This is a genomic window from Paeniglutamicibacter sp., from assembly GCF_046714615.1.
Classification (GTDB): Bacteria; Actinomycetota; Actinomycetes; order Actinomycetales; family Micrococcaceae; genus Paeniglutamicibacter.
In genome coordinates, this window is the sequence record NZ_JBKKAP010000106.1 from 1 (window position 1) to 18,643 (window position 18,643).

Annotated in this window: 18 protein-coding genes and 1 pseudogene; 9 read left to right on the forward strand and 10 right to left on the reverse strand. The window is 66.4% G+C overall.

Annotated features, from left to right (window positions below):
* Positions 1-57: 57 nt before the first annotated feature.
* The 3 genes from ACLQ7E_RS13260 to tkt are packed head-to-tail and all read right to left on the reverse strand — an operon-like array spanning position 58 to position 4,941.
* Positions 58-1,689, reverse strand: coding sequence for a glucose-6-phosphate isomerase (locus tag ACLQ7E_RS13260; protein WP_411733047.1), 1,632 nt, complete (start codon positions 1,687-1,689; stop codon positions 58-60).
* A complete protein-coding gene (gene tal / locus ACLQ7E_RS13265) occupies positions 1,686-2,801 on the reverse strand; it encodes a transaldolase (protein ID WP_411733048.1) in 1,116 nt (371 codons plus the stop codon). The genes ACLQ7E_RS13260 and tal overlap by 4 nt, the downstream gene beginning before the upstream one ends.
* Positions 2,802-2,829: 28 nt before the next feature.
* The gene (gene tkt / locus ACLQ7E_RS13270; RefSeq protein WP_411733049.1) at positions 2,830-4,941 is read right to left on the reverse strand and encodes a transketolase; all 2,112 of its coding nucleotides are present in this window, start codon (positions 4,939-4,941) and stop codon (positions 2,830-2,832) included.
* A gap of 325 nt (positions 4,942-5,266) precedes the next feature.
* On the opposite strand from tkt, the gene ACLQ7E_RS13275 reads away from it, so the two are divergent.
* Positions 5,267-6,247 carry a heme o synthase gene (locus ACLQ7E_RS13275; RefSeq protein WP_411733050.1) on the forward strand — a complete coding sequence of 327 codons (981 nt, stop codon included), beginning with the start codon at positions 5,267-5,269 and terminating at the stop codon, positions 6,245-6,247.
* 371 nt (positions 6,248-6,618) lie between these two features.
* Here ACLQ7E_RS13275 and ACLQ7E_RS13280 read toward each other — a convergent pair whose 3' ends face one another.
* From ACLQ7E_RS13280 to ACLQ7E_RS13290, 3 genes are read right to left on the reverse strand one after another with little or no spacing between them, the layout of a single operon-like run.
* Positions 6,619-7,551, reverse strand: coding sequence for a COX15/CtaA family protein (locus ACLQ7E_RS13280; RefSeq protein ID WP_411733051.1), 933 nt, complete (start codon positions 7,549-7,551; stop codon positions 6,619-6,621).
* A gap of 19 nt (positions 7,552-7,570) precedes the next feature.
* The gene (locus tag ACLQ7E_RS13285) at positions 7,571-8,344 is read right to left on the reverse strand and encodes an ABC transporter permease (RefSeq protein WP_411733052.1); all 774 of its coding nucleotides are present in this window, start codon (positions 8,342-8,344) and stop codon (positions 7,571-7,573) included.
* Positions 8,334-9,290 carry an ABC transporter ATP-binding protein gene (locus ACLQ7E_RS13290; RefSeq protein ID WP_411733053.1) on the reverse strand — a complete coding sequence of 319 codons (957 nt, stop codon included), beginning with the start codon at positions 9,288-9,290 and terminating at the stop codon, positions 8,334-8,336. Before ACLQ7E_RS13290 ends, ACLQ7E_RS13285 begins: the two co-directional genes overlap by 11 nt.
* Positions 9,291-9,440: 150 nt before the next feature.
* Between ACLQ7E_RS13290 and ACLQ7E_RS13295 the strand changes: the two genes are divergently transcribed.
* From ACLQ7E_RS13295 to ACLQ7E_RS13315, 5 genes are all read left to right on the forward strand, one after another.
* On the forward strand, positions 9,441-10,229 hold the full coding sequence (locus ACLQ7E_RS13295) for a helix-turn-helix transcriptional regulator (RefSeq protein ID WP_411733054.1): 789 nt from the start codon (positions 9,441-9,443) through the stop codon (positions 10,227-10,229).
* Positions 10,226-11,686 carry a Fe-S cluster assembly protein SufB gene (gene sufB, locus ACLQ7E_RS13300; protein ID WP_411733055.1) on the forward strand — a complete coding sequence of 487 codons (1,461 nt, stop codon included), beginning with the start codon at positions 10,226-10,228 and terminating at the stop codon, positions 11,684-11,686. Before ACLQ7E_RS13295 ends, sufB begins: the two co-directional genes overlap by 4 nt.
* Before the next feature lie 2 nt (positions 11,687-11,688).
* Entirely contained in the window at positions 11,689-12,972 is a 1,284-nt protein-coding gene (gene sufD, locus ACLQ7E_RS13305; protein WP_411733056.1) for a Fe-S cluster assembly protein SufD, read from the forward strand.
* 75 nt (positions 12,973-13,047) lie between these two features.
* The gene (gene sufC, locus ACLQ7E_RS13310) at positions 13,048-13,806 is read left to right on the forward strand and encodes a Fe-S cluster assembly ATPase SufC (protein ID WP_132365280.1); all 759 of its coding nucleotides are present in this window, start codon (positions 13,048-13,050) and stop codon (positions 13,804-13,806) included.
* Between the two features lie 2 nt (positions 13,807-13,808).
* Positions 13,809-14,153, forward strand: a complete 345-nt coding sequence (locus tag ACLQ7E_RS13315) for a metal-sulfur cluster assembly factor (protein ID WP_411733057.1) — start codon at positions 13,809-13,811, stop codon at positions 14,151-14,153.
* Between the two features lie 29 nt (positions 14,154-14,182).
* Here the strand turns inward: ACLQ7E_RS13315 and ACLQ7E_RS13320 are convergent, their stop codons facing one another.
* The 4 genes from ACLQ7E_RS13320 to ACLQ7E_RS13335 all read right to left on the reverse strand — a co-directional run bounded on the left by ACLQ7E_RS13320 (position 14,183) and on the right by ACLQ7E_RS13335 (position 17,167).
* Positions 14,183-15,097, reverse strand: a complete 915-nt coding sequence (locus tag ACLQ7E_RS13320; RefSeq protein WP_411733058.1) for a neutral zinc metallopeptidase — start codon at positions 15,095-15,097, stop codon at positions 14,183-14,185.
* Positions 15,098-15,161: 64 nt separating this feature from the next.
* Positions 15,162-15,788 carry an energy-coupling factor transporter transmembrane component T family protein gene (locus tag ACLQ7E_RS13325; RefSeq protein WP_411733059.1) on the reverse strand — a complete coding sequence of 209 codons (627 nt, stop codon included), beginning with the start codon at positions 15,786-15,788 and terminating at the stop codon, positions 15,162-15,164.
* Complete coding sequence (locus ACLQ7E_RS13330) at positions 15,785-16,498, reverse strand: energy-coupling factor ABC transporter ATP-binding protein (RefSeq protein ID WP_411733060.1); 714 nt, start codon at positions 16,496-16,498, stop codon at positions 15,785-15,787. Before ACLQ7E_RS13330 ends, ACLQ7E_RS13325 begins: the two co-directional genes overlap by 4 nt.
* A gap of 57 nt (positions 16,499-16,555) precedes the next feature.
* On the reverse strand, positions 16,556-17,167 hold the full coding sequence (locus ACLQ7E_RS13335; RefSeq protein WP_411733061.1) for a biotin transporter BioY: 612 nt from the start codon (positions 17,165-17,167) through the stop codon (positions 16,556-16,558).
* Positions 17,168-17,391: 224 nt separating this feature from the next.
* Between ACLQ7E_RS13335 and soxR the strand changes: the two genes are divergently transcribed.
* The 3 genes and pseudogenes from soxR to ACLQ7E_RS13350 form a co-directional block, all read left to right on the forward strand.
* Complete coding sequence (gene soxR, locus ACLQ7E_RS13340) at positions 17,392-17,871, forward strand: redox-sensitive transcriptional activator SoxR (RefSeq protein ID WP_411733062.1); 480 nt, start codon at positions 17,392-17,394, stop codon at positions 17,869-17,871.
* A gap of 78 nt (positions 17,872-17,949) precedes the next feature.
* Positions 17,950-18,468: a flavin reductase family protein gene (locus ACLQ7E_RS13345; RefSeq protein WP_411733063.1), complete on the forward strand. Its 519-nt coding sequence runs from the start codon at positions 17,950-17,952 to the stop codon at positions 18,466-18,468.
* A gap of 58 nt (positions 18,469-18,526) precedes the next feature.
* Positions 18,527-18,643: pseudogene (locus ACLQ7E_RS13350) on the forward strand (superoxide dismutase); the annotation flags it as partial.

An 18,643-nucleotide genomic window follows, 5' to 3' on the forward strand; every position in this document is an offset into this window, starting at 1 on the left:
GCGCGGCCCCCCCCCCCCCCCCCCCCCCCCCCCCCCCGGGGGGCCGAGCTGGTGGGATCAGGCCTGGGCCATCTCCCGCACCAGCCTATCCAATTGCCGGATGCCGGCTTCCTTGTCCACCAGGTGCAGGCGCAGCACCGGGCGGCCCAGGTCGGCAAGCACCTGCGCGTCGCCGCTGGCCTGCGCGGCTATCAGCTCGCCGAAGGTGAACGCCCGCTCCGGGATGGACAGGTCCATCGAGGAATCGGCGGTGAGCTGCAGGTAGGCGCCCACGCGCGGCCCGCCCTTGTGGAACTGCCCGGTGGAGTGCAGGAAGCGCGGTCCCCACCCGAAGGTCACGGGGCGGTTGGCCACGCCGGCAAGCACCGGACGGATGGACTCCAGCTCGGTGTCCGCCCGGCGGTCCAGGTAGGCCTGGATGCCGAGGTAGCCGTTGGCAGGAATTGCAGCAACGAGCGCCGCCAGCGCGCCGGCGAGCGAATCGACGCCGTCGAGCAACCCCGCGGAACCGCGGACCTCGATGGCGCCGTCGAGGAAGGCCGCCGGAACGGGTTCCGGGGTGCCGTCCAGGAGCGAGCGGGCGGCGACCTTCGCGGCCTCCACATCCGGCTGGTCGAACGGGTCGATGCCCAGCAACCGCCCGGCAATCGCCGACGCGTACTCCCAGAGCAGCAGCTGCGCGCCCAGGGCGCCGGAGAGCGCGACCGAGGCGGTGTCGGCATCGATGTCGTCGTCGGTGAGAAGGCCGGTGTCGGCGACCAGGCGGATCTGCAGGAAGTCTGCAGATCCGCTTCGCGTCTCCGGAGCCCGGTCCTCCACGACGACCGGCAGCACGCCTGTCTCCTGCTTGCCGGTGGATTCGGCGATGAGCTGCTCGGCCCAGTCGGCGAAGCCCGCAAGTCCCGAGCCCTCGTCGGCGAAGATGAGCTTGTCGCGCAGCGGCGACGTGCCCGCCAGCGCGGCACCCAGGGCCAGGGCGATGTTGTCCTCGTCGTCCTCGGCCAGGAACTCGGCGGCGTCCGCCGCCTCGTCCAGCAACTCCTCGATGTCCACGCCCGCCAGGCCGGCGGGGACCAGCCCGAAGGCGGTCAGGGCCGAATAGCGCCCGCCCACGGTCGGGTCTGCGTTGAACACGGCGCGGTAGCCTGCCGCGCGGCTGGCGGCGTCCATGGGCGAGCCCGGGTCGGTGACCACGATGATGCGCGATGCCGCATCGAGGCCGGCGTCGTTGAACGCCTGCTCGAAGACCCGGCGCTGCGAGTCCGTCTCCACCGTGGAGCCGGACTTGGAGGCGACCACCAGGGCGGTGGTGGCCAGGCGGTCCGCGAGGATGCCGGCGACCATTTCCGGGTCGGTCGAGTCGCAGACGACCAGTTCGACGTCGTTGGTCGCGCAAATGACCTCGGGCGCCAGGGAGGACCCGCCCATGCCGGCGAGCACGATGCGGTTCACGCCCTCGGCACGCAGTTCGTCGCGCAGCGCCAGGATGCCCGGCACCAGGGCGCGGGAGAGCTCAGGGGCGTCGACCCAGCCCAGGCGGACGGATGCCTCGGCGCGGGCCGATTCGACCCACACCGTGGTGTCCTTGGCGGCGATGCGGCTGGCGACCTGATCGGCGACCAGGGACGGCACATGCGCCTCGATGGCCGCCTGCGCGGCCCCCGTGGCTATGAACCCGAGGGAGCTCATTTCACGTTCACGTTCTTGAGCGATGCATCGAGGTCGGTCAGCAGCTCGTTCCAGGCTGCCTCGAACTTCTCAAGGCCCTCGACCTCGAGCTTCTCGACGACGTCGTTGTAGCTCACGCCCAGGGCAGCGAGCGCGTCGAGCACGGCATTGGCCTCGGCGTAGCTGCCGGTGACGGCGTCGCCGGTGATTTCCGCATGGTCAGCGGTGGCCTCGAGGGTCTTTTCCGGCATGGTGTTCACGGTGTTCGGGGCGCACAGCTCGGTGACGTAGAGGGTGTCCGGCAGGGCCGGGTCCTTCACGCCGGTGGAGGCCCACAGCGGGCGCTGCGCGTTGGCGCCGGAAGCGGCCAAGAGGTTCCAGCGCTCGGAGGTGAAGGACTCCTCGTAGACCTGGTAGGCCAGGCGGGCGTTGGCGAGACCGGCCTTGCCGCGCAGGGCCAGTGCCTCGTCGGTGCCGATGGCGTTGAGCCGGGCATCGACCTCGGAATCCACGCGGGAGACGAAGAAGGAAGCCACCGAGTGCAGCTTGGCCAGGTCGTGGCCGTTGGCCTTGGCCGCCTCGAGCCCGGTGAGGAACGCGTTGATGACAGCGCGGTAGCGCTCCAGCGAGAAGATCAGGGTGACGTTCACGGAGATGCCGGCGGCCAGCGTCTCGGCGATGGCCTCGAGGCCCTCGACGGTTGCCGGGATCTTGATCAGCACGTTCTCGCGGTCGACCATCTCGTGCAGGACCTTGGCCTCGGCGATGGTTTCGGCGGTCTTGCGGGCCAGGCGCGGGTCGACCTCGATCGAGACGCGTCCGTCGGCGCCGCCGGATGCCGCGGCGATCGGTGCGAACAGGTCGCAGGCGGCAGCGACGTCGTCGCTGGTGATCTTGAAGACCGCTTCCTCGGCGTCCATGCCTGCTGCTGCAAGCTCGGCGATCTGGGCGGCGTAGGACTCGCCGTTGGACAGGGCCGCGTGGAAGATCGAGGGGTTGGTGGTGACCCCGACGACGTTCTTTTCGGCAATCAGTGCCTCAAGCGAGCCGGAGGTCAGGCGTTCGCGGGACAGGTCGTCAAGCCAGATCGAGACGCCGGCGTCGGAGAGGGCCTGGGTGTTTGCGTTGCTCACGGTAAGAATCCTTTGGGTGTGGGGGGTGTTACTTGGCGGCCGAGATGGAATCGAGGGCGGCGGCGGTGATGGCCTCCGCGGTGATCCCGAACTCGGTGAACAGGCGCTTGTAGTCGGCGGAGGCGCCGTAGTGGTCAAGGGAGATGATGCGTCCGGCATCGCCCACCAGTTCGCGCCAGCCCATGGCCACGCCGGCCTCGACCGACACGCGGGCCTTCACGGCTGCGGGCAGCACGGACTCGCGGTAGGCGGCATCCTGCTGGTTGAACCATTCCAGGCACGGGATGGAGACCACGCGGGCGGGTACGCCCTGGGCCTGCAGCGCCTCGCGGGCCTCGATGGCCAGCGAGACCTCGGAGCCGGTGCCCAGCAGCAGCACCTCGGGGGCAACGACCTCGCCGTTGGCGGTGGCGTCGGCCAACACGTAGGCGCCCTTTTCGGTGCCCGATGCGGCGCCGAAGCCCAGTGCGCTGCGGTCGTAGACCGGCAGGTTCTGGCGCGAGAGGATGATGCCGGCCGGGTTGGAGGTGGTTTCCAGGATCTTCTTCCAGGCGAAGGAGACCTCGTTGGCGTCGGCCGGGCGAACCACATCGAGGTTCGGGATGGCGCGCAGGGATGCGAGCTGCTCAACGGGCTGGTGCGTCGGTCCGTCTTCGCCCAGACCGATGGAGTCGTGGGTCCAGACGTAGATCGACGGAACGCCCATCAGTGCCGAGAGGCGGATGGCCGGGCGCTGGTAGTCGGAGAAGATCAGGAAGGTGCCCGAGTAGGCGCGCGTCGGGGAGGCCAGGGTGATGCCGTTGACGATGGCGGCCGCGGCGTGCTCGCGGATGCCGAAGTGCAGCACCCGTCCGTACGGGTTGCCCTTCCAGGAATCGGTGGAGCGCGATTCCGGGATGAAGGAGGGTGCGCCCTCGATGGTGGTGTTGTTTGAGCCGGCCAGGTCGGCCGAGCCACCCCAGAGCTCGGGCAGGACACCGGCGACGGCGTTGATGACCTTGCCGGAGGCCGAGCGGGTGGCAACGTCCTTGCCGGGTTCGAAGACCGGCAGGTTCTCGTCCCAGCCATCCGGAAGCTCCCCGGATTCCAGGCGTGCCAGCAGCGTGGCGTTTTCCGAGTTGGCGGCGGACCAGGCGTCGAAGCCCTCCTGCCAGGTGGCGCGGCTGAGAGTGCCACGGTCCTGCACGGAGCGGGCGTGGGCAAGGACCTCGTCGGCGATGGCGAAGGATTCCTCGGGGTTGAAGCCCAAGACGGTCTTCAGGCCGGCAACCTCGGAGCCTCCCAGCTTGGAGCCGTGGATGCCGCCGGTGTCTGCCTTGGTCGGCGACGGGAAGCCGATGACGGTGCGCAAGCTAATGATCGAGGGACGGGAGGTCTCGGCCTTGGCGGCGCGCAATGCTGCGTCAAGCTCGGCCAGGTCTTCGACGTAGTTGCCGGTCTTGGTCCAGTCAACGCGCTGGGTGTGCCAGCCGTAGGCCTCGTAGCGGCCCAGGACGTTTTCGGTGAACGCGACGTCGGTGTCGTCCTCGATGGAGATGTGGTTCTCATCGTAGACAACGACGAGGTTGCCCAGTTCCTGGTGGCCTGCCAGTGAGGAGGCCTCGGAGGTGACGCCCTCCTGCAGGTCGCCGTCGGAGGCGATAACCCACACGGTGTGGTCGAACGGGGAGGTGCCTGCCGGTGCCTGGGCATCCATCATGCCTCGCATGCGGCGCTGGCCGTAGGCGAAGCCGACGGCCGAGGCCAGGCCCTGGCCCAGCGGGCCGGTGGTGATTTCCACGCCGGCGGTGTGGCCGTATTCCGGGTGGCCGGGGGTCTTGGCGCCCCAGGTGCGCAGGGCCTGAAGGTCTTCGAGTTCCAGGCCGTAGCCGGAGAGGAAGAGCTGCAGGTAAAGGGTCAGCGAGGTGTGGCCGGGGGAGAGCACAAAGCGGTCGCGGCCGATCCAGGCCGGGTCGCTCGGGTCGTGGCGCAGGTGCTGCTGGAAGATCAGGTAGGCGGCGGGGGCCAGCGAGATCGCCGTTCCGGGGTGTCCGTTCCCCACCTTTTCGACCGCGTCAGCGGCCAGAACGCGGGCAGTGTCTACTGCTCGCTGGTCAAGATCGCTCCATGCGAATTCACTGCTGTCTGCTAGTGGCGCCACGGTGTGGGTCCTCCCTGTACGGTGTGCATTTCAAAGTCATGTGGTTGCGGGGCGTCCCGCCCTGTAAGCACAACGCCGCCGTCCGTCCGGTGGTTCACGGGACAGTTTCGGCGGCGGCGCAACGCTTCCAGCTTAGCGGCATCGGGGCGGAAAATGCCCGTTTGAGACCACTTGTTGAGGCATGGCGAAAACAATTGGTGTCGGGCCTTGCGGGCGGGCGGGCGCGCGTGTCGCCCGCACGTAAAGCTCGCCGACCCATTTCTACGTGTTGTAAAAGGGTATGATGGTGGGTGATTGTCCTTATTGCCCCCGTAGAACTGAGTAAATGTCTGTGAAGACCGTGTCCATTGACTCCGCAACGAGGGTCCGCGCAGCTCGTCAGCCGAATGAATCGGTCGGCGACTTCGTTTCGCGAAAGGCCAAGGCCTATGTGGCCCTGACCAAGCCCCGCGTAATTGAGCTCCTGCTCGTGACCACGTTGCCGACCATGATGTTCGCCGAACGCGGTTTCCCTTCCATTTCCCTGGTGCTGGCCACCCTGCTTGGCGGCGCCATGGCAGCCGGGGCCTCGGGCTCGTTCAATTGCTATATCGACCGGGACATGGACAAGATCATGAAGCGCACCAAGGGGCGCCCGCTGGTCACCGGCGAAGTCACCCCGCGCGAGGCACTGATCTTCTCCTATCTGCTGGGCGTCGCCTCGCTACTGGTGCTCTGGTTCGGGACCAACCCGCTGACCACCGCCCTGGGATTGGCGGCCATCCTCTTCTACGTGGTGCTCTACACGCTGATCCTCAAGCGCCGCACCGCACAGAACATCGTGTGGGGCGGGATCGCCGGCTGCATGCCCGTGGTGATCGCCTGGGCGGCGGTCACCAACAAGGTCGAATGGCCCGCCATCATCTTGTTCCTCATCATCTTCCTGTGGACCCCGCCGCACTACTGGCCGCTGTCCATGAAGTACGCCGATGACTACAACGCCGCCCGGGTGCCGATGCTGGGTGCGATTTCCAGCGCCCGCCGCGTCTCGGTGCAGGTCGTCCTGTACGCCTGGGCCACGCTGGCGTGCTCGCTGCTGCTGGTCCCGATGGGCTACGCCGGCATTGTCTACACGGTGCTTGCGGGAGTCTCGGGCCTCTGGTTCGTCTACGAGTGCCACGTGCTCTACCGCGAGGCGCAGCGCGACCACGAACCGGCGGACATGAACAAGAAGGCCATGAAGGTCTTCCACATCTCCATCACGTACCTGACGCTCGTCTTCGTTGCGCTGGCCATCGACCCGTTCGTGGGCGGCCCGCTCTTCTAGGAAAGGCGCCAGGCAATAGACCGACGCAATGATGGCGGCTCGCACGGGGGAATACCCCGGGCGGGCCGCTTTACCGTTCCCCGGCGGGGTCCGCCGCGGCAGTCCCGATCAGGGCCTTGCCGAACCATCGGCGAGGAGCCGCGGCAACGTGGTGTCAGGCGCGGAGGGTCTCTCTTGGGGACCTGCGATGGTTCCCATGGCGGATTCCGTGTCTGCCCGTTGGAAGGGCTCATCAAGGTCCCGCGGCACGGATTATCCGGTCTTCCTGCAGGGTGCGAAGCCCGGAACGCCGACCTGGCGGCCATCGGGCGCCAAGCAAGACACCCGCCTGCGCGTTGCAGGCGGGTGTCTTTGTCGATCGAGGGAGGCTCCTAGAAGGGGAACTTCCCGGTGCTCCGGTCCCAGACATTCACTGCGGCCGCGGCCAGCAGCGAGGCACCGAGCATGTGGGCCAGCACCAGCAAGATCGGCAGTCCGGTGAAGTGCTGGACATAGCCGATGACGCCCTGCAGCGCCACGACGCCGACCAGCAGCAGCAGGGGCTTGCGGAGAGTGGCGTCGGAAGCGTGGCGCAGAGCCAGCACCAGGGCAACAACGGTCGCTGCAACCAGCAGGTACACCGGCACCACGTGGATGCGGGTGACGATGTACGGGTCGAACATGTGGCGCGGAGCGGAAGCATCGCCGGCGTGCGGGCCGGTTCCGGTGACCACGGTGCCCAGCACCAGAGCCAGGGCCGAGGTGGCGAAAATGGTCCAGGCCAGGAAGCGCTGCGTGGTTCCGGCAGGTGCGCCCAATGAGGTTTCACCGCGGCGCAGTGCCCCGGTGCGGTTGGCCAGCAGGGTCGCGGACATGACCATCGCGGCCGAGACCAGGAAGTGCAGGGACACGACCCACGGGTTCAGCTGGGACAGGACGGTGATGCCGCCGATGATCGCCTGGGCGGGAATGCCGGCCAGCAGGGCGAGTGAGAGGCGGTAGATGGTCTTGTGGGCGGAGCGCATGCGCCAGATCGACACGATCATGGCCACCGCGATGGCCACGAGGATGAAGGTCAGCATGCGGTTACCGAACTCGATGAGACCGTGGACGCCCATTTCCGGAACCGGGGTCATGGACCCGGGCACGCAGTTCGGCCACTGCGAGCAGCCCAGCCCCGACTTGGTCAGGCGCACGGCGCCACCGGTGATGATGATGCCGATCTGCGAAACCAGGGACGCAATGGCCAGGCGGTGCACCGTGTTGTTCACGGCGGTGGGCAACTTGTCCGTCCAGCTGTTGGTGGCGGGGGAGGTGGTGCTCATGGTGTTGTGCTCCAGGATTCTAGTTCCACTTGAACCAGCGGGTTGCGGCGAAACCGGCAATGATTGTCCATGCCAGCAGGATGAGGATCCCGGAGACCGATCCGGTTCCGGTGATCAGGGCCGCCCTCAGGGAATCGCCCAGGGCGGCGGAGGGCAGCAGGTCGACGATCGGCTGAAGGTATTCAGGTGCCCGCGTGCTGGGGAACAGGATGCCTCCGACCGCCGCAAGCAAAACCCAGGCAAGGTTGGTGATGGCCAGCGTGGCTTCCGGGCGCACGGTGCCGGCGACGAGCAGGCCGAGGGCGGTGAACGCCGCCGCGCCGAGAACCAGCAGCGCAACGGCCCAGCCGATGCCGGCGGGTGCCGGCCGCCACCCCAGCAGCAAGGCGGTGCCGCCGATGACAACGACCTGGAGGAACAGAACCACCAGGACGGCCATGACCTTGCCGTAAATCAGCCCGGCACGGCCCAGCGGGGTTGTTGAAAGGAAACGCAGCACCCCGTAGCGGCGGTCGAAGCCGGTGGCGATGCCCTGCCCGGTGAACGCGGTGGATACCACGCACAGGGCCAGCACGCCGGGGGCGGCGGCGTCGATGGGGTTGGCGGCGACGTCCTTGAGCAGGTCGGTGAAGACCAGGCCGAAGAGCGCCAGCAGGGGCAACACCACGGCAACGACAAGCTGTTCGCCGTTGCTGATCATGCCCAGGGTCTCGTAGCGGCCCTGGAGCAGGATGCGCCGGAAGGTGCCCACCGCGTTTCCGGACTCGGTCGCGGGCGGTGTACTAGTTGACATCGTTTCCCTTGTCGGCAATTTCCAGGAAGACATCCTCGAGGCTGCGGGGTTGCATGGACAGCGTTTCGGGCAGGATGCCGAGCTCGGCCCACCATGCGGTGAGCGTGGCCAGGTCGTGGGCGTCGCGCACTCCCTCGAGTCGATACTCTCCGGGGGAGGGCTCGAGCAGCAGCAGGTGCCCGGGAAGCAGTGGCAGTTCCAGCTTGGCGGCGGCCGTGAACGACAGCGCCTGCGCGGTGGATTCGTGTGCTGCACGTGCGGTCAGTTCGGCCACCGTGCCCTCTGCGACGTTGAGGCCGTCGTCGATGATGTACACGTAGTCGGAGAGGCGCTGGGCGTCCTCCATCAGGTGCGTGGTCAGCACGATGCAGAGCCCCGCCTCGCGCAACTCGGTGATCAGGTCGAAGACGACCTGCCGCGACTGCGGGTCCAGGCCGGCGCTAGGCTCGTCGAGGAAAACGACCTCCGGGTTCCCGGCCAGCGCGGCGGCCAGGGCCACGCGTTGCTTCTGGCCGCCGGAGAGGCGGCGGATCGAGGTGTTTGAAAATTCGTTGATGCCCAGGCGCTCAATCAGCGCGTTGATGTCGGCCGGGCGCTGGTACAGCGAGGCGACGTGGCGCAGCAGCGGGATCGGGCGCAGCGAGGGCGGCAGTCCGCCGTCCTGCAGCATCACCCCCACGCGCGAGCGAAGTGCCGGGGGAGCCCCGTAGGGATCCTGGCCCAGCAGACGGATGGTGCCGCCGTCGGCGCGCAACAGGCCCTGCGCACAGGCAAGGGTGGTGGATTTTCCGGCGCCGTTTGAACCCAGCAGGGTGGTGACGGATCCGGGATCGGCCCTGAGGCTGATGCCGTTCAGGACACGCACCATCCGGCCGTCAAGGGCGGGCACAGGGCCGAAATCTTTGAGCAAGTCCTCGATGACGAGACTTGGAGACACATTGGACACCCAGTTATTCTAGGCGACGTGGAACTTTGGCAGGCCGCTATGTGTCGCCGGTCTCCTTGTGGGCGACCGTGGCGGAGATCACCCCGCCCCCGCCGCGAAGTAAGCGGTGCCTTACTAGACGGGGCTCGGGGATTAGCGCATGATTGTGTTGTGTATTCATCGAATCTGTCCGTGCCGGTCGGCGACGCCCCGGCGCACAACATTCCCGCGACAGGGGAAGCCGAAGAACGCACCCGCGACCGAGTCCTGTATTCCGTGTTGGAAGACGGCCCGGTCAGCGCCGCCGAATTGGGCGAGCGCCTGGGCTTTACCCCTGCAGCCGTCCGCCGCCACCTCGATGCGCTCTCCAAGCAGGGGCTCGTCGAGGTCAAGCTCGTGGCCAACCAGCGCACCGGCGCCGGTCGGCCCTCACGCCGCTACGTGCTTTCGCACCGCGGCCAGACCAAGATGGGCAACGACTACCTGGACATCGCCACCGACGCACTGGCCGAACTTGGCCGGGCCGCCGGGCCTGCGGCCGTCGAGGCCTTCGCCTCCCGCCGCTTTGCCGCCATGGAACGGCGCTACCGCCCCGCCGTGGCCGACATCGAGGGCCTCGAGGAACGTGCCGAGGCGCTGAGCGAGGCGCTCAGCGCGGACGGCTTCGTTGCCTCCACACGCAAGGTCGGGGCGGATTCGCCCACGGCCACCATGCTCAGCGTCCAGCTGTGCCAGGGGCACTGCCCCATCCAAGATTTGGCCCGGGAATTCCCCGTCTTTTGCGAGATGGAAACCCAGGCCTTTTCCCGTCTGCTGGGTGTCGATGTGCGAAGGCTCTCGACACTTGCCAGCGGCGGGCATGTGTGTACGACCCACGTCCCCGTGGGCCGGAACCAAACTCCTCAGCGAGCTGAGAAGAGAACTCGAATCAAGATTACGAAGCAGGAGAGGCCGCGATGACGGATCAGATTGCACAGGAGTCCCCCGACGCCGGCGTGATTACCGAGATCTTGGAGAAGAACCCAGAACTCCAGGGAATCGGTAGTTACGAATACGGGTGGAGCGACAAGAATGACGCAGGTGCCAATGCGCGCCGCGGCATCAACGAAGACGTTGTCCGCAACATCTCGGAGCTCAAGAGTGAGCCCCAGTGGATGCTGGACATGCGCCTGAGGGGCCTGAAGTACTTCGACCGCAAGCCCATGCCTACCTGGGGTGCAGACCTCTCGGGCATCGACTTCGATAACATCAAGTACTTCGTGCGCTCCACCGAGAAGCAGGCAACCAGTTGGGATGACCTGCCCGACGACATCAAGAACACCTACGACAAGCTCGGCATCCCCGAGGCAGAAAAGCAGCGCCTGGTTTCCGGTGTCGCCGCCCAGTACGAGTCCGAGGTTGTTTACCACCAGCTCCGCGAGGATCTGGAAAAGCAGGGTGTCATCTTCCTGGACACCGACACCGCGCTGCGCGAGCACGAAGACATCTTCAAGGAGTACTTCGGCACGATCATCCCGGTGGGCGACAACAAGTTTGCGTCGCTGAACACCTCGGTGTGGTCTGGTGGATCCTTCGTCTACGTCCCCAAGGGCGTCCACGTGGACATCCCGCTGCAGGCATACTTCCGCATTAATACGGAAAACATGGGTCAGTTCGAGCGCACCCTGATCATTGCCGATGAGGACTCCTACGTTCACTACATCGAGGGCTGCACCGCCCCGATTTACACCTCGGATTCGCTGCACTCGGCAGTTGTGGAAATCATCGTGAAGAAGGGCGCTCGCGTCCGTTACACCACGATCCAGAACTGGTCGAACAACGTGTACAACCTGGTGACCAAGCGCGCTGTCTGTGAAGAGGGCGCCACCATGGAGTGGGTCGATGGCAACATCGGCTCCAAGGTCACCATGAAGTACCCGGCCGTTTACCTCGTGGGTGAAGGCGCTCGTGGCGAGACGCTCTCGCTCGCATTCGCCGGCGAAGGCCAGCACCAAGACACCGGATCGAAGATGGTGCACATCGCACCGAACACCTCCTCGAAGATCGTCTCGAAGTCGGTGGCCCGCAACGGTGGCCGCTCCGCCTACCGCGGCCTGGTCCAGGTTCGCGAAGGCGCCAAGGGTGCACGCAACTCGGTCGAGTGTGACGCGCTGCTGGTTGACCAGATCTCGCGTTCGGATACCTACCCGTACATCGACGTCCGCGAGGACGACGTGACCATGGGCCACGAGGCAACCGTTTCGCGCGTCTCCGAAGAGCAGCTGTTCTACCTGATGAGCCGTGGCATGACCGAAGAGGACGCCATGGGCATGATCGTGCGCGGCTTCGTCGAACCGATCGCCCGCGAGCTCCCGATGGAGTACGCCATGGAACTGAACCGCCTCATTGAACTGCAGATGGAAGGATCCGTCGGTTAATCATGACTGATACCGCAACTCACTTATCGGGCGAAAAGGCCCGTCTCGGTGCACCCAGCATTTCCGGATTCACCGAAGAGGGCGAAAACCTTTCGCCCTTGAACGCAGCAGAAGTTTCCTCTCCGCTGGGCGGCGACGCCTCCAAGGCGCACAGCCACGGTGCCGGCGCAGGAATCCCTGACTCCTCACGCGCTGGCCGCAAGACCAGCTACAATGTTGAGGACTTTGCGGCGCTGACTGGCCGTGAAGAGGACTTCCGCTTCACTCCGCTCAAGCGCTTGGGCGGACTGCACAAGAACGAGCTCACCGGCGCGGCTCCCGAGGTGTCCTTCACCGGCGCCAAGGCAGTCACCCTGGAAACCGTTGCCATGACCGACGCTCGCGTTGGCTCGGCCGGAATCCCGGAGGACCGGGTCTCTGCCAATGCGTGGAAGTACGCTGCAGAAGCCAAGGTACTGACCATTCCCACTGACTCCAGCGGCGAAGAAGTCACCCTGACCTTCACTGGCACGTCCACCGAGGCTGCAGCCAGCCACCTGGTGGTTATTGCGGAAAAGAACTCCGAATCGGTGCTCGTCATCGACCACGTGGGATCCGCAGTATTGGCACAGAACATTGAGATCGATGTTCGCGAAGGCGCCAAGCTCACCGTCATCTCGCTGCAGGCTTGGGCCGATGACGCAATTCACGCCTCGGCACACCTCGCCAAGGTTGGCAAGGATGCGCACCTGAAGCACATCGCCGTTACCTACGGCGGAGACCTGGTCCGCGTGACCCCCTCGGCACACTTTGAGGGTGAAGGTGGAGAAGTGGAGCTCTTCGGGCTGTACTTCGCCGATGCCGGACAGCACCTCGAGCACCGCCTGTTTGTTGATCACGCCACGCCGAACTGCAAGTCCAACGTTCTGTACAAGGGCGCGCTGCAGGGCAAGGACGCGCACACCGTATGGGTTGGCGACGTACTGATCCGCAAGGAAGCCAAGGGGACAAACTCCTACGAGGCGAACCGCAACCTGGTTCTCACCGACGGGGCACGCTCCGACTCGGTGCCGAACCTGGAAATCGAGACCGGCCTGATTGACGGTGCGGGACACGCATCGACCACCGGCCGCTTCAACGATGAGCACCTCTTCTACCTGATGGCTCGCGGTATCGACGAGAAGACTGCCCGCCGTCTGGTCGTGCGCGGCTTCCTGAACGAAATCGTGCAGCAGATCCGGGTTCCGGAGATCGAGGAACGCCTCGCCGAAACCATCGAGCGCGAACTGGCGGCCACGGACAGCTAGTCCGAGGCCTTCCTCCACCACAAAAAACTTCGTCGATTCACTTCGACTTTACGACTGAGAGAACGGACTCAAGGTATGTCTACTCTGGAAATCAAGGACCTGCACGTCTCGATCGAGACCGAGCAGGGCGAAAAGGAAATCCTCAAGGGTGTTTCCCTCACCATCAAGACCGGTGAAACTCACGCCATCATGGGCCCCAACGGCTCGGGCAAGTCCACCCTCGCCTCGACCATTGCCGGTCACCCGCGCTACACGGTCACCTCTGGCTCGATCACCCTCGACGGTGCCGACGTCCTGGAGATGAGCGTTGACGAGCGTGCGCGCGCCGGCCTGTTCCTGGCCATGCAGTACCCGGTCGAGGTCCCGGGCGTCTCGATGACCAACTTCCTGCGCACCGCCAAGACCGCCATCGACGGCACCGCCCCGAAGCTGCGGACCTGGACCAAAGAGGTCAAGACCGCCATGGAAGCGTTGAAGATCGATGCGGAGTTCGCTTCGCGCAACGTCAACGAAGGCTTCTCCGGTGGCGAAAAGAAGCGCGTGGAGATCCTCCAGCTTGAGCTCTTCAAGCCCAAGTTTGCCATCCTGGATGAAACCGACTCGGGCCTCGACGTCGACGCGTTGAAGACCGTCTCCGAGGGTGTTAACCGCGCCCAGGAGGAGAACCAGATGGGCACGCTGCTCATCACTCACTACACCCGCATCCTGCGCTACATCAAGCCGGACTTCGTGCACGTCTTTGTTGACGGCAAGATCGCCGAGCAGGGTGGCGCGGAGCTGGCCGATCGCCTCGAGGACGAGGGTTACGACCGCTTCCTGAACGTTCCGGCCTAGCCATGAGCGTATCCAACGAGACGACCAGCGGGTCGGCAGAAACCCAGCTTGAGGACGTCGAGGAGGCGCTCAAGGATGTCATTGACCCGGAACTCGGTGTCAACATCGTCGATCTGGGCCTGCTCTACGGGTTGAAGTACGCCGACGACGGCGCACTGCTCATCGACATGACCCTGACCACCGCGGCCTGCCCGTTGACGGATGTCATCGAGGAGCAGGTCTCGCAGGCACTGGAATCGGTTGTCGATTCCTACCGCCTGAACTGGGTCTGGATGCCGCCATGGGGTCCGGAGCGGATCACCGATGACGGCCGCGACCAGATGCGTGCCCTGGGCTTCAACATCTAGCCAACGGACTGCGAAAAAGCGAGGTGGTCTCAGGAGCCTGGCGTATCCAGATTGCGTGCCGAGAGCGTGTCGCACCTGTTGATGTCCCCGGTCGCATACCCCTCCAGGAACCACGCCTGGCGCTGGGCGGAGGACCCGTGGGTCCAGACCTGGGGATTCACCCGCCCGGAGGCGGCTTCCTGGATCCTGTCATCGCCCACGGCGGAGGCCGCCGAGAGTGCGGATTTCAGGTCGGCCTCGGTGAACGGTTCCATGAAGGTGGTGCCGTTGGCGTCCTTGGTGTTTGCCGCATGGGCAGCCCACATCCCGGCGAAGCAGTCGGCCTGCAGTTCCACGCGCACAGCGCCGGAGGTCGCCCCTTTGGCGCCCTGCTGGGAGGCGGCGAGGGTGCCGATGGTGTTCTGGATATGGTGCCCGTACTCGTGGGCCACCACGTACTCCTCGGCAAGGGCCCCGCCGTCCGCGCCGTAGTGGGTGCTCAGGTCCGCGAAGAACCCGGTGTCGAAGTAGGCAACCCGGTCCGCGGGGCAGTAGAACGGGCCCACCGCGCTGGTGGCGGTCCCGCATTCCGTGCTCACCTGTCCGTCAAAGACCTCGACCCCGGGCTTTTCCAGCTGAACGTCGTATTGCGGCAGGTAGTTGAGCCAGAAGCTGTCCAGCGACTGCGTCGTGGCCAGGATCCGGCAGTCGGAGCGCGCGTTGGCATCGGCCCCGGTTTGGCACTCGGCGATGCCCGCCGGCCCGGTCTCGCCCGGGCCCTGCTCGGTGCCGGGATCCCCGCCGAGCCCCAGCTGCGTGAGCATGTCGGGGTTGATGCCCAGCAATGCGGCGATCAGCACCACGATGATGCCGCCACCGCCGGCGGCGATCTTGCCTCCGCGGCCGCGGCCGCGCGAGTCCTTGATGCGGCCGGAATCCAGTCGTGCGTCGTCATTGAAACTCATGGTTCATACAATACGTGCGCGCAAGGGTTTTTTTGTGGCGTGTCGCGCGCCAACCCCGGAACTGCTAGTTGCGTTCCATGATGCCGCGGGCGGCCAGGGCATCGGCGGTGCGCTGGGCGTAGGCCACGGTGTTGATGACCACCGGTGCGGCCAAGGTCGCCGGATTGCGCCCGATGCCGCGGGCCCTGGCGGCGTCGGAGAGTTCCTGCACCGAGGTCGCGATCGCCGGGATGCTGCGCAGCATCAGGGCCACGGCCAGGGCGATGGTGGCGGGGCTTCCGCCCACCAGGCGCACCGGGGACGCGGCGCGCTCCAACCCGTCGAGCAGGGCCGCCTGCGTGGTGGTCAGCAGCACCAGGCGCCCGCACTGGATGACCGCGAGCATGCCGCTGACCAGGGTGAGGGCGAAGACCGGGGTGTTGAGGATCGACTGGTAGATGCCCAGGATCGCGAAGATCCACCAGAGCTGGCGCAGCGGCGCGGCCCAGGCACGCAGCACCCGGGGCCCGGTCAGGGCAAAGAGCCCCACGCCCAGCGCCAGCGCGCCCAGCCCGACAGCGGGGATGCGAAAGGCGAGCACCGCGGTGCCCACCAGCACCACCACCAGGTACTTGGCCAGCAACGGGGCTCGGTGCACCGGGCTGGATCCGGGCAGGTAGTGACCCAGCAGCATCTGGTGCGAGGCGCTCACGAGGCCAGGCTCCCGTTGCGGACCAGCCGGCGGTATGCGGCCACGGCCTCCGGAGCCGCGCCGTCGAAGACCACCTGGCCGCCGGCGACCAGTAGCGCGCGGTCGGCCGCCGCTGCGAAGTCCAGGTCGTGGGTCGCGTAGATGACCTGCTGCTCCAGCGTGCGCAGGGTGGCCTGCAGCAGTTCGTTGTTGGCCAAATCCAGCAGCGTGGTCGGCTCGTCGGCGACCAGGATGTCCTGGCCCGCGGCCAGCACGCTGCACAGCGCCACCAATTGCCGCTCGCCGCCGGAGAGGTCGTAGATGCTGCGCTGCGCCAGGTGCTCCAGGCCCAGCGCGGCCAGCACGCCAAGGGCGGCTGCACTGCGGGCGGTACGGTCCTTGTGGCTTGCCTTAAGCGAGAGCTCGATGTCCTCGGCGACGATGGGCATGACCAGCTGCGAGAGCGGATCGGTGAAAAGGAAGCCCACGCGCTGCCGCACGGCCTTGGCCTGGCGCACGGTGTCGAAGCCATGGACCGTGACGGTCCCGGCCGAGGGGGAGACGAGCCCGTTGAGCATGCGCAGCAGCGTGGACTTGCCCGAGCCGTTGGCGCCGATCACGGCGATGCGCGGCTCGGTGAGTTCGAGGGTGCACGGTGCCAGGATGGTGCGCGGCGCCTGTGCCGGGTCTTCCGGCGGCACCGAAAGTCCTGCGTTATTGAAACGGATCACGCTTAACGGTATTCCCTGCTGCTGGTGTGGATCGAATGGTGCCGCTGTCGGCGGAACCTACGCCTGGAAGCGGCGGCGGGCGAAGGCCGGGAAGGCCTTGAAGACGCTGACGGCGATGGCGGCGGCCAGCAGGTTCTTCACCACGTCGCCGGGCCAGTAGGCCATGTCAAGGATGAAGGCCTTGCCCAGCGGGATTTGCGCGTTCAGGCTCATGCCCAGGATGCCCAGCGGGTGGATCACCAGGAGCGAGCCGCCCATGGCCGCCAGGAACAGCCAGAAGAAGCGGCGGCGGGTCACCTTGCGCAGCACCAGGGTCGCCAGCGCGCCGGTCACCAGGGCGGCGACCGGGAAGGCGAGCAGGTAGCCGGCGCTGGGAGCCGCAAGCGCACCGAGTCCGCCGGAGAACTTGGCAAAGATCGGCACGCCGGCCAGGCCCACCAGCACGTACAGGGCCGTGGCCGAGCCTCCGCGCTTCGAGCCGAGGATCAGCGCGGTGAGCGCCACGCCCATGGTCTGCAGGGTGATCGGAACGCCCAGGGCACCCACGGGCACGGCCGGGACAAGGGTCAGCACGGCGATGAGGGCGGCGAAGACCGACACCAGTGCGAGGTCGCGGGCGCCGATGCGGGCGGGGGCTTGCGCGTCGAGGCGCTGGCTGGGGTTAGTCATGGCGGTGGCGGATTCCTAAGCGTTCATGGGCACGGTGTGGCTGCGTTGCGGGGGCGCTACGGAAAAAACAATACTTGAACACCGTTCAAATATCTTGGTCACTGTTCAATGGATTCGTCACAAAAGTCGATGGCGGCACGATGGCCGGCGGTGCCGGGTTGTCCCGGGGCCCGCCAGAGGACGCGCCGTCGGCATGCCCCGGCACAAGGCGGGAGAATGGAGTCATGGATACGGGTGATGGAACTTCGCAGGATCTGTCCGTGGGGCAGCTGGCCGACAGGTCGGGCGTGGCGGTCTCGGCGCTGCACTATTACGAGCGAGAGGGGCTGATTTCCTCTTGGCGCACCTCGGGCAACCAGCGGCGCTTCGACCGTAGCGTGCTGCGCCGCGTGGCAGTGATCCGCGCCGCCCAGCGCGCCGGCATTCCGCTGCGTTCAATCGCCGAGCTCTTTGCCGGGCTGCCCGCGGACGGGACACCTCGCAAGGAGGACTGGCAGGCGGTCTCGGCGGCCTGGCGGGACGACCTGCAGGAGCGGATCCACCAACTTCAGTCGTTGCGCGACGGGTTGGGTGGCTGCATTGGCTGCGGCTGCCTGTCGCTGGCCGAATGCGGATTCGTCAATCCCAACGACCGGCTCGCCGATGGTCTCGGAGGTGCCAGGCTGTTCCGGGACGAAACCCAATTTGACCTCAACCAAGGTTGAGGTTCTAGCGTTGGGGGAGTAACAGGCCAACCCCGCCAGACCCGGCGGGCCCCCTGATGAGAGGAACACCGACCCGCCGTGCAAACCCAATTTCCGGCCGCCACGATCGCGGATCAATTTCGCCTCGCCTTTGGCAACCATCCCGCCGGTGTTGCCGTGGTGACGGCCACCGGATCCCGCGGACCGGTCGGAATCACTGCCTCGTCGCTGATCTCCGTTTCGGCCGAGCCCGCCTACCTGGCGTTCAACATCGCACGGCGCTCCGGCGCCGCCGAAGCGATCCTGGACGCCGAGCACATCGTCGTCCACCTCCTGACGGCGCGGAACGCCGATGTGGCGGCCTTGTTCGCCGGACCCGGCGAGGAGCGCTTCGCGAAGCTGGCAGGGTGGGAGCGGCTGCCCAACGGGGAGCCGTTGATCCGCGGGGTGGGTGTGGCGATGCGCTGCTCCATCGAGTCGCGCGTTGCCGCCGGACCGGCGACGGTCGTTGTCGCCTCGGTGCTCGAGGTCATTTCCGGCCAATCCGTTGCCGCTCCGCTGGTGTACCACCGGCGCGGCTACCACAGCATCGGTGAGCACACGCGGCTCACCGCTTGACCGGGTCCCGGGAAATCCCGGGCCCGGATATTCACGAAACACGAGTTCAGGAGTCGTTTTGGCTATTTATACCTTGCCCGAGCTGCAGTACGATTACGCGGCCCTGGAGCCGAATATTTCGGCGCGGATCATGGAGCTGCACCACTCGAAGCACCACGCGGCCTATGTCGCCGGC

What these genes read in the sequence shown, in the direction of transcription:
- ACLQ7E_RS13275 (WP_411733050.1), top strand. Translation starts at nt 5,267, where the DNA reads ATGTCTGTGAAGACCGTGTCCATTGACTCCGCAACGAGGGTCCGCGCA.
- sufD (WP_411733056.1), top strand. Translation starts at nt 11,689, where the DNA reads ATGACTGATACCGCAACTCACTTATCGGGCGAAAAGGCCCGTCTCGGT.
- ACLQ7E_RS13320 (WP_411733058.1), bottom strand. Translation starts at nt 15,097, where the DNA reads ATGAGTTTCAATGACGACGCACGACTGGATTCCGGCCGCATCAAGGAC.
- sufC (WP_132365280.1), top strand. Translation starts at nt 13,048, where the DNA reads ATGTCTACTCTGGAAATCAAGGACCTGCACGTCTCGATCGAGACCGAG.
- ACLQ7E_RS13260 (WP_411733047.1), bottom strand. Translation starts at nt 1,689, where the DNA reads ATGAGCTCCCTCGGGTTCATAGCCACGGGGGCCGCGCAGGCGGCCATC.
- ACLQ7E_RS13285 (WP_411733052.1), bottom strand. Translation starts at nt 8,344, where the DNA reads ATGTCAACTAGTACACCGCCCGCGACCGAGTCCGGAAACGCGGTGGGC.
- soxR (WP_411733062.1), top strand. Translation starts at nt 17,392, where the DNA reads ATGGATACGGGTGATGGAACTTCGCAGGATCTGTCCGTGGGGCAGCTG.
- sufB (WP_411733055.1), top strand. Translation starts at nt 10,226, where the DNA reads ATGACGGATCAGATTGCACAGGAGTCCCCCGACGCCGGCGTGATTACC.
- ACLQ7E_RS13280 (WP_411733051.1), bottom strand. Translation starts at nt 7,551, where the DNA reads ATGAGCACCACCTCCCCCGCCACCAACAGCTGGACGGACAAGTTGCCC.
- ACLQ7E_RS13315 (WP_411733057.1), top strand. Translation starts at nt 13,809, where the DNA reads ATGAGCGTATCCAACGAGACGACCAGCGGGTCGGCAGAAACCCAGCTT.
- ACLQ7E_RS13335 (WP_411733061.1), bottom strand. Translation starts at nt 17,167, where the DNA reads ATGACTAACCCCAGCCAGCGCCTCGACGCGCAAGCCCCCGCCCGCATC.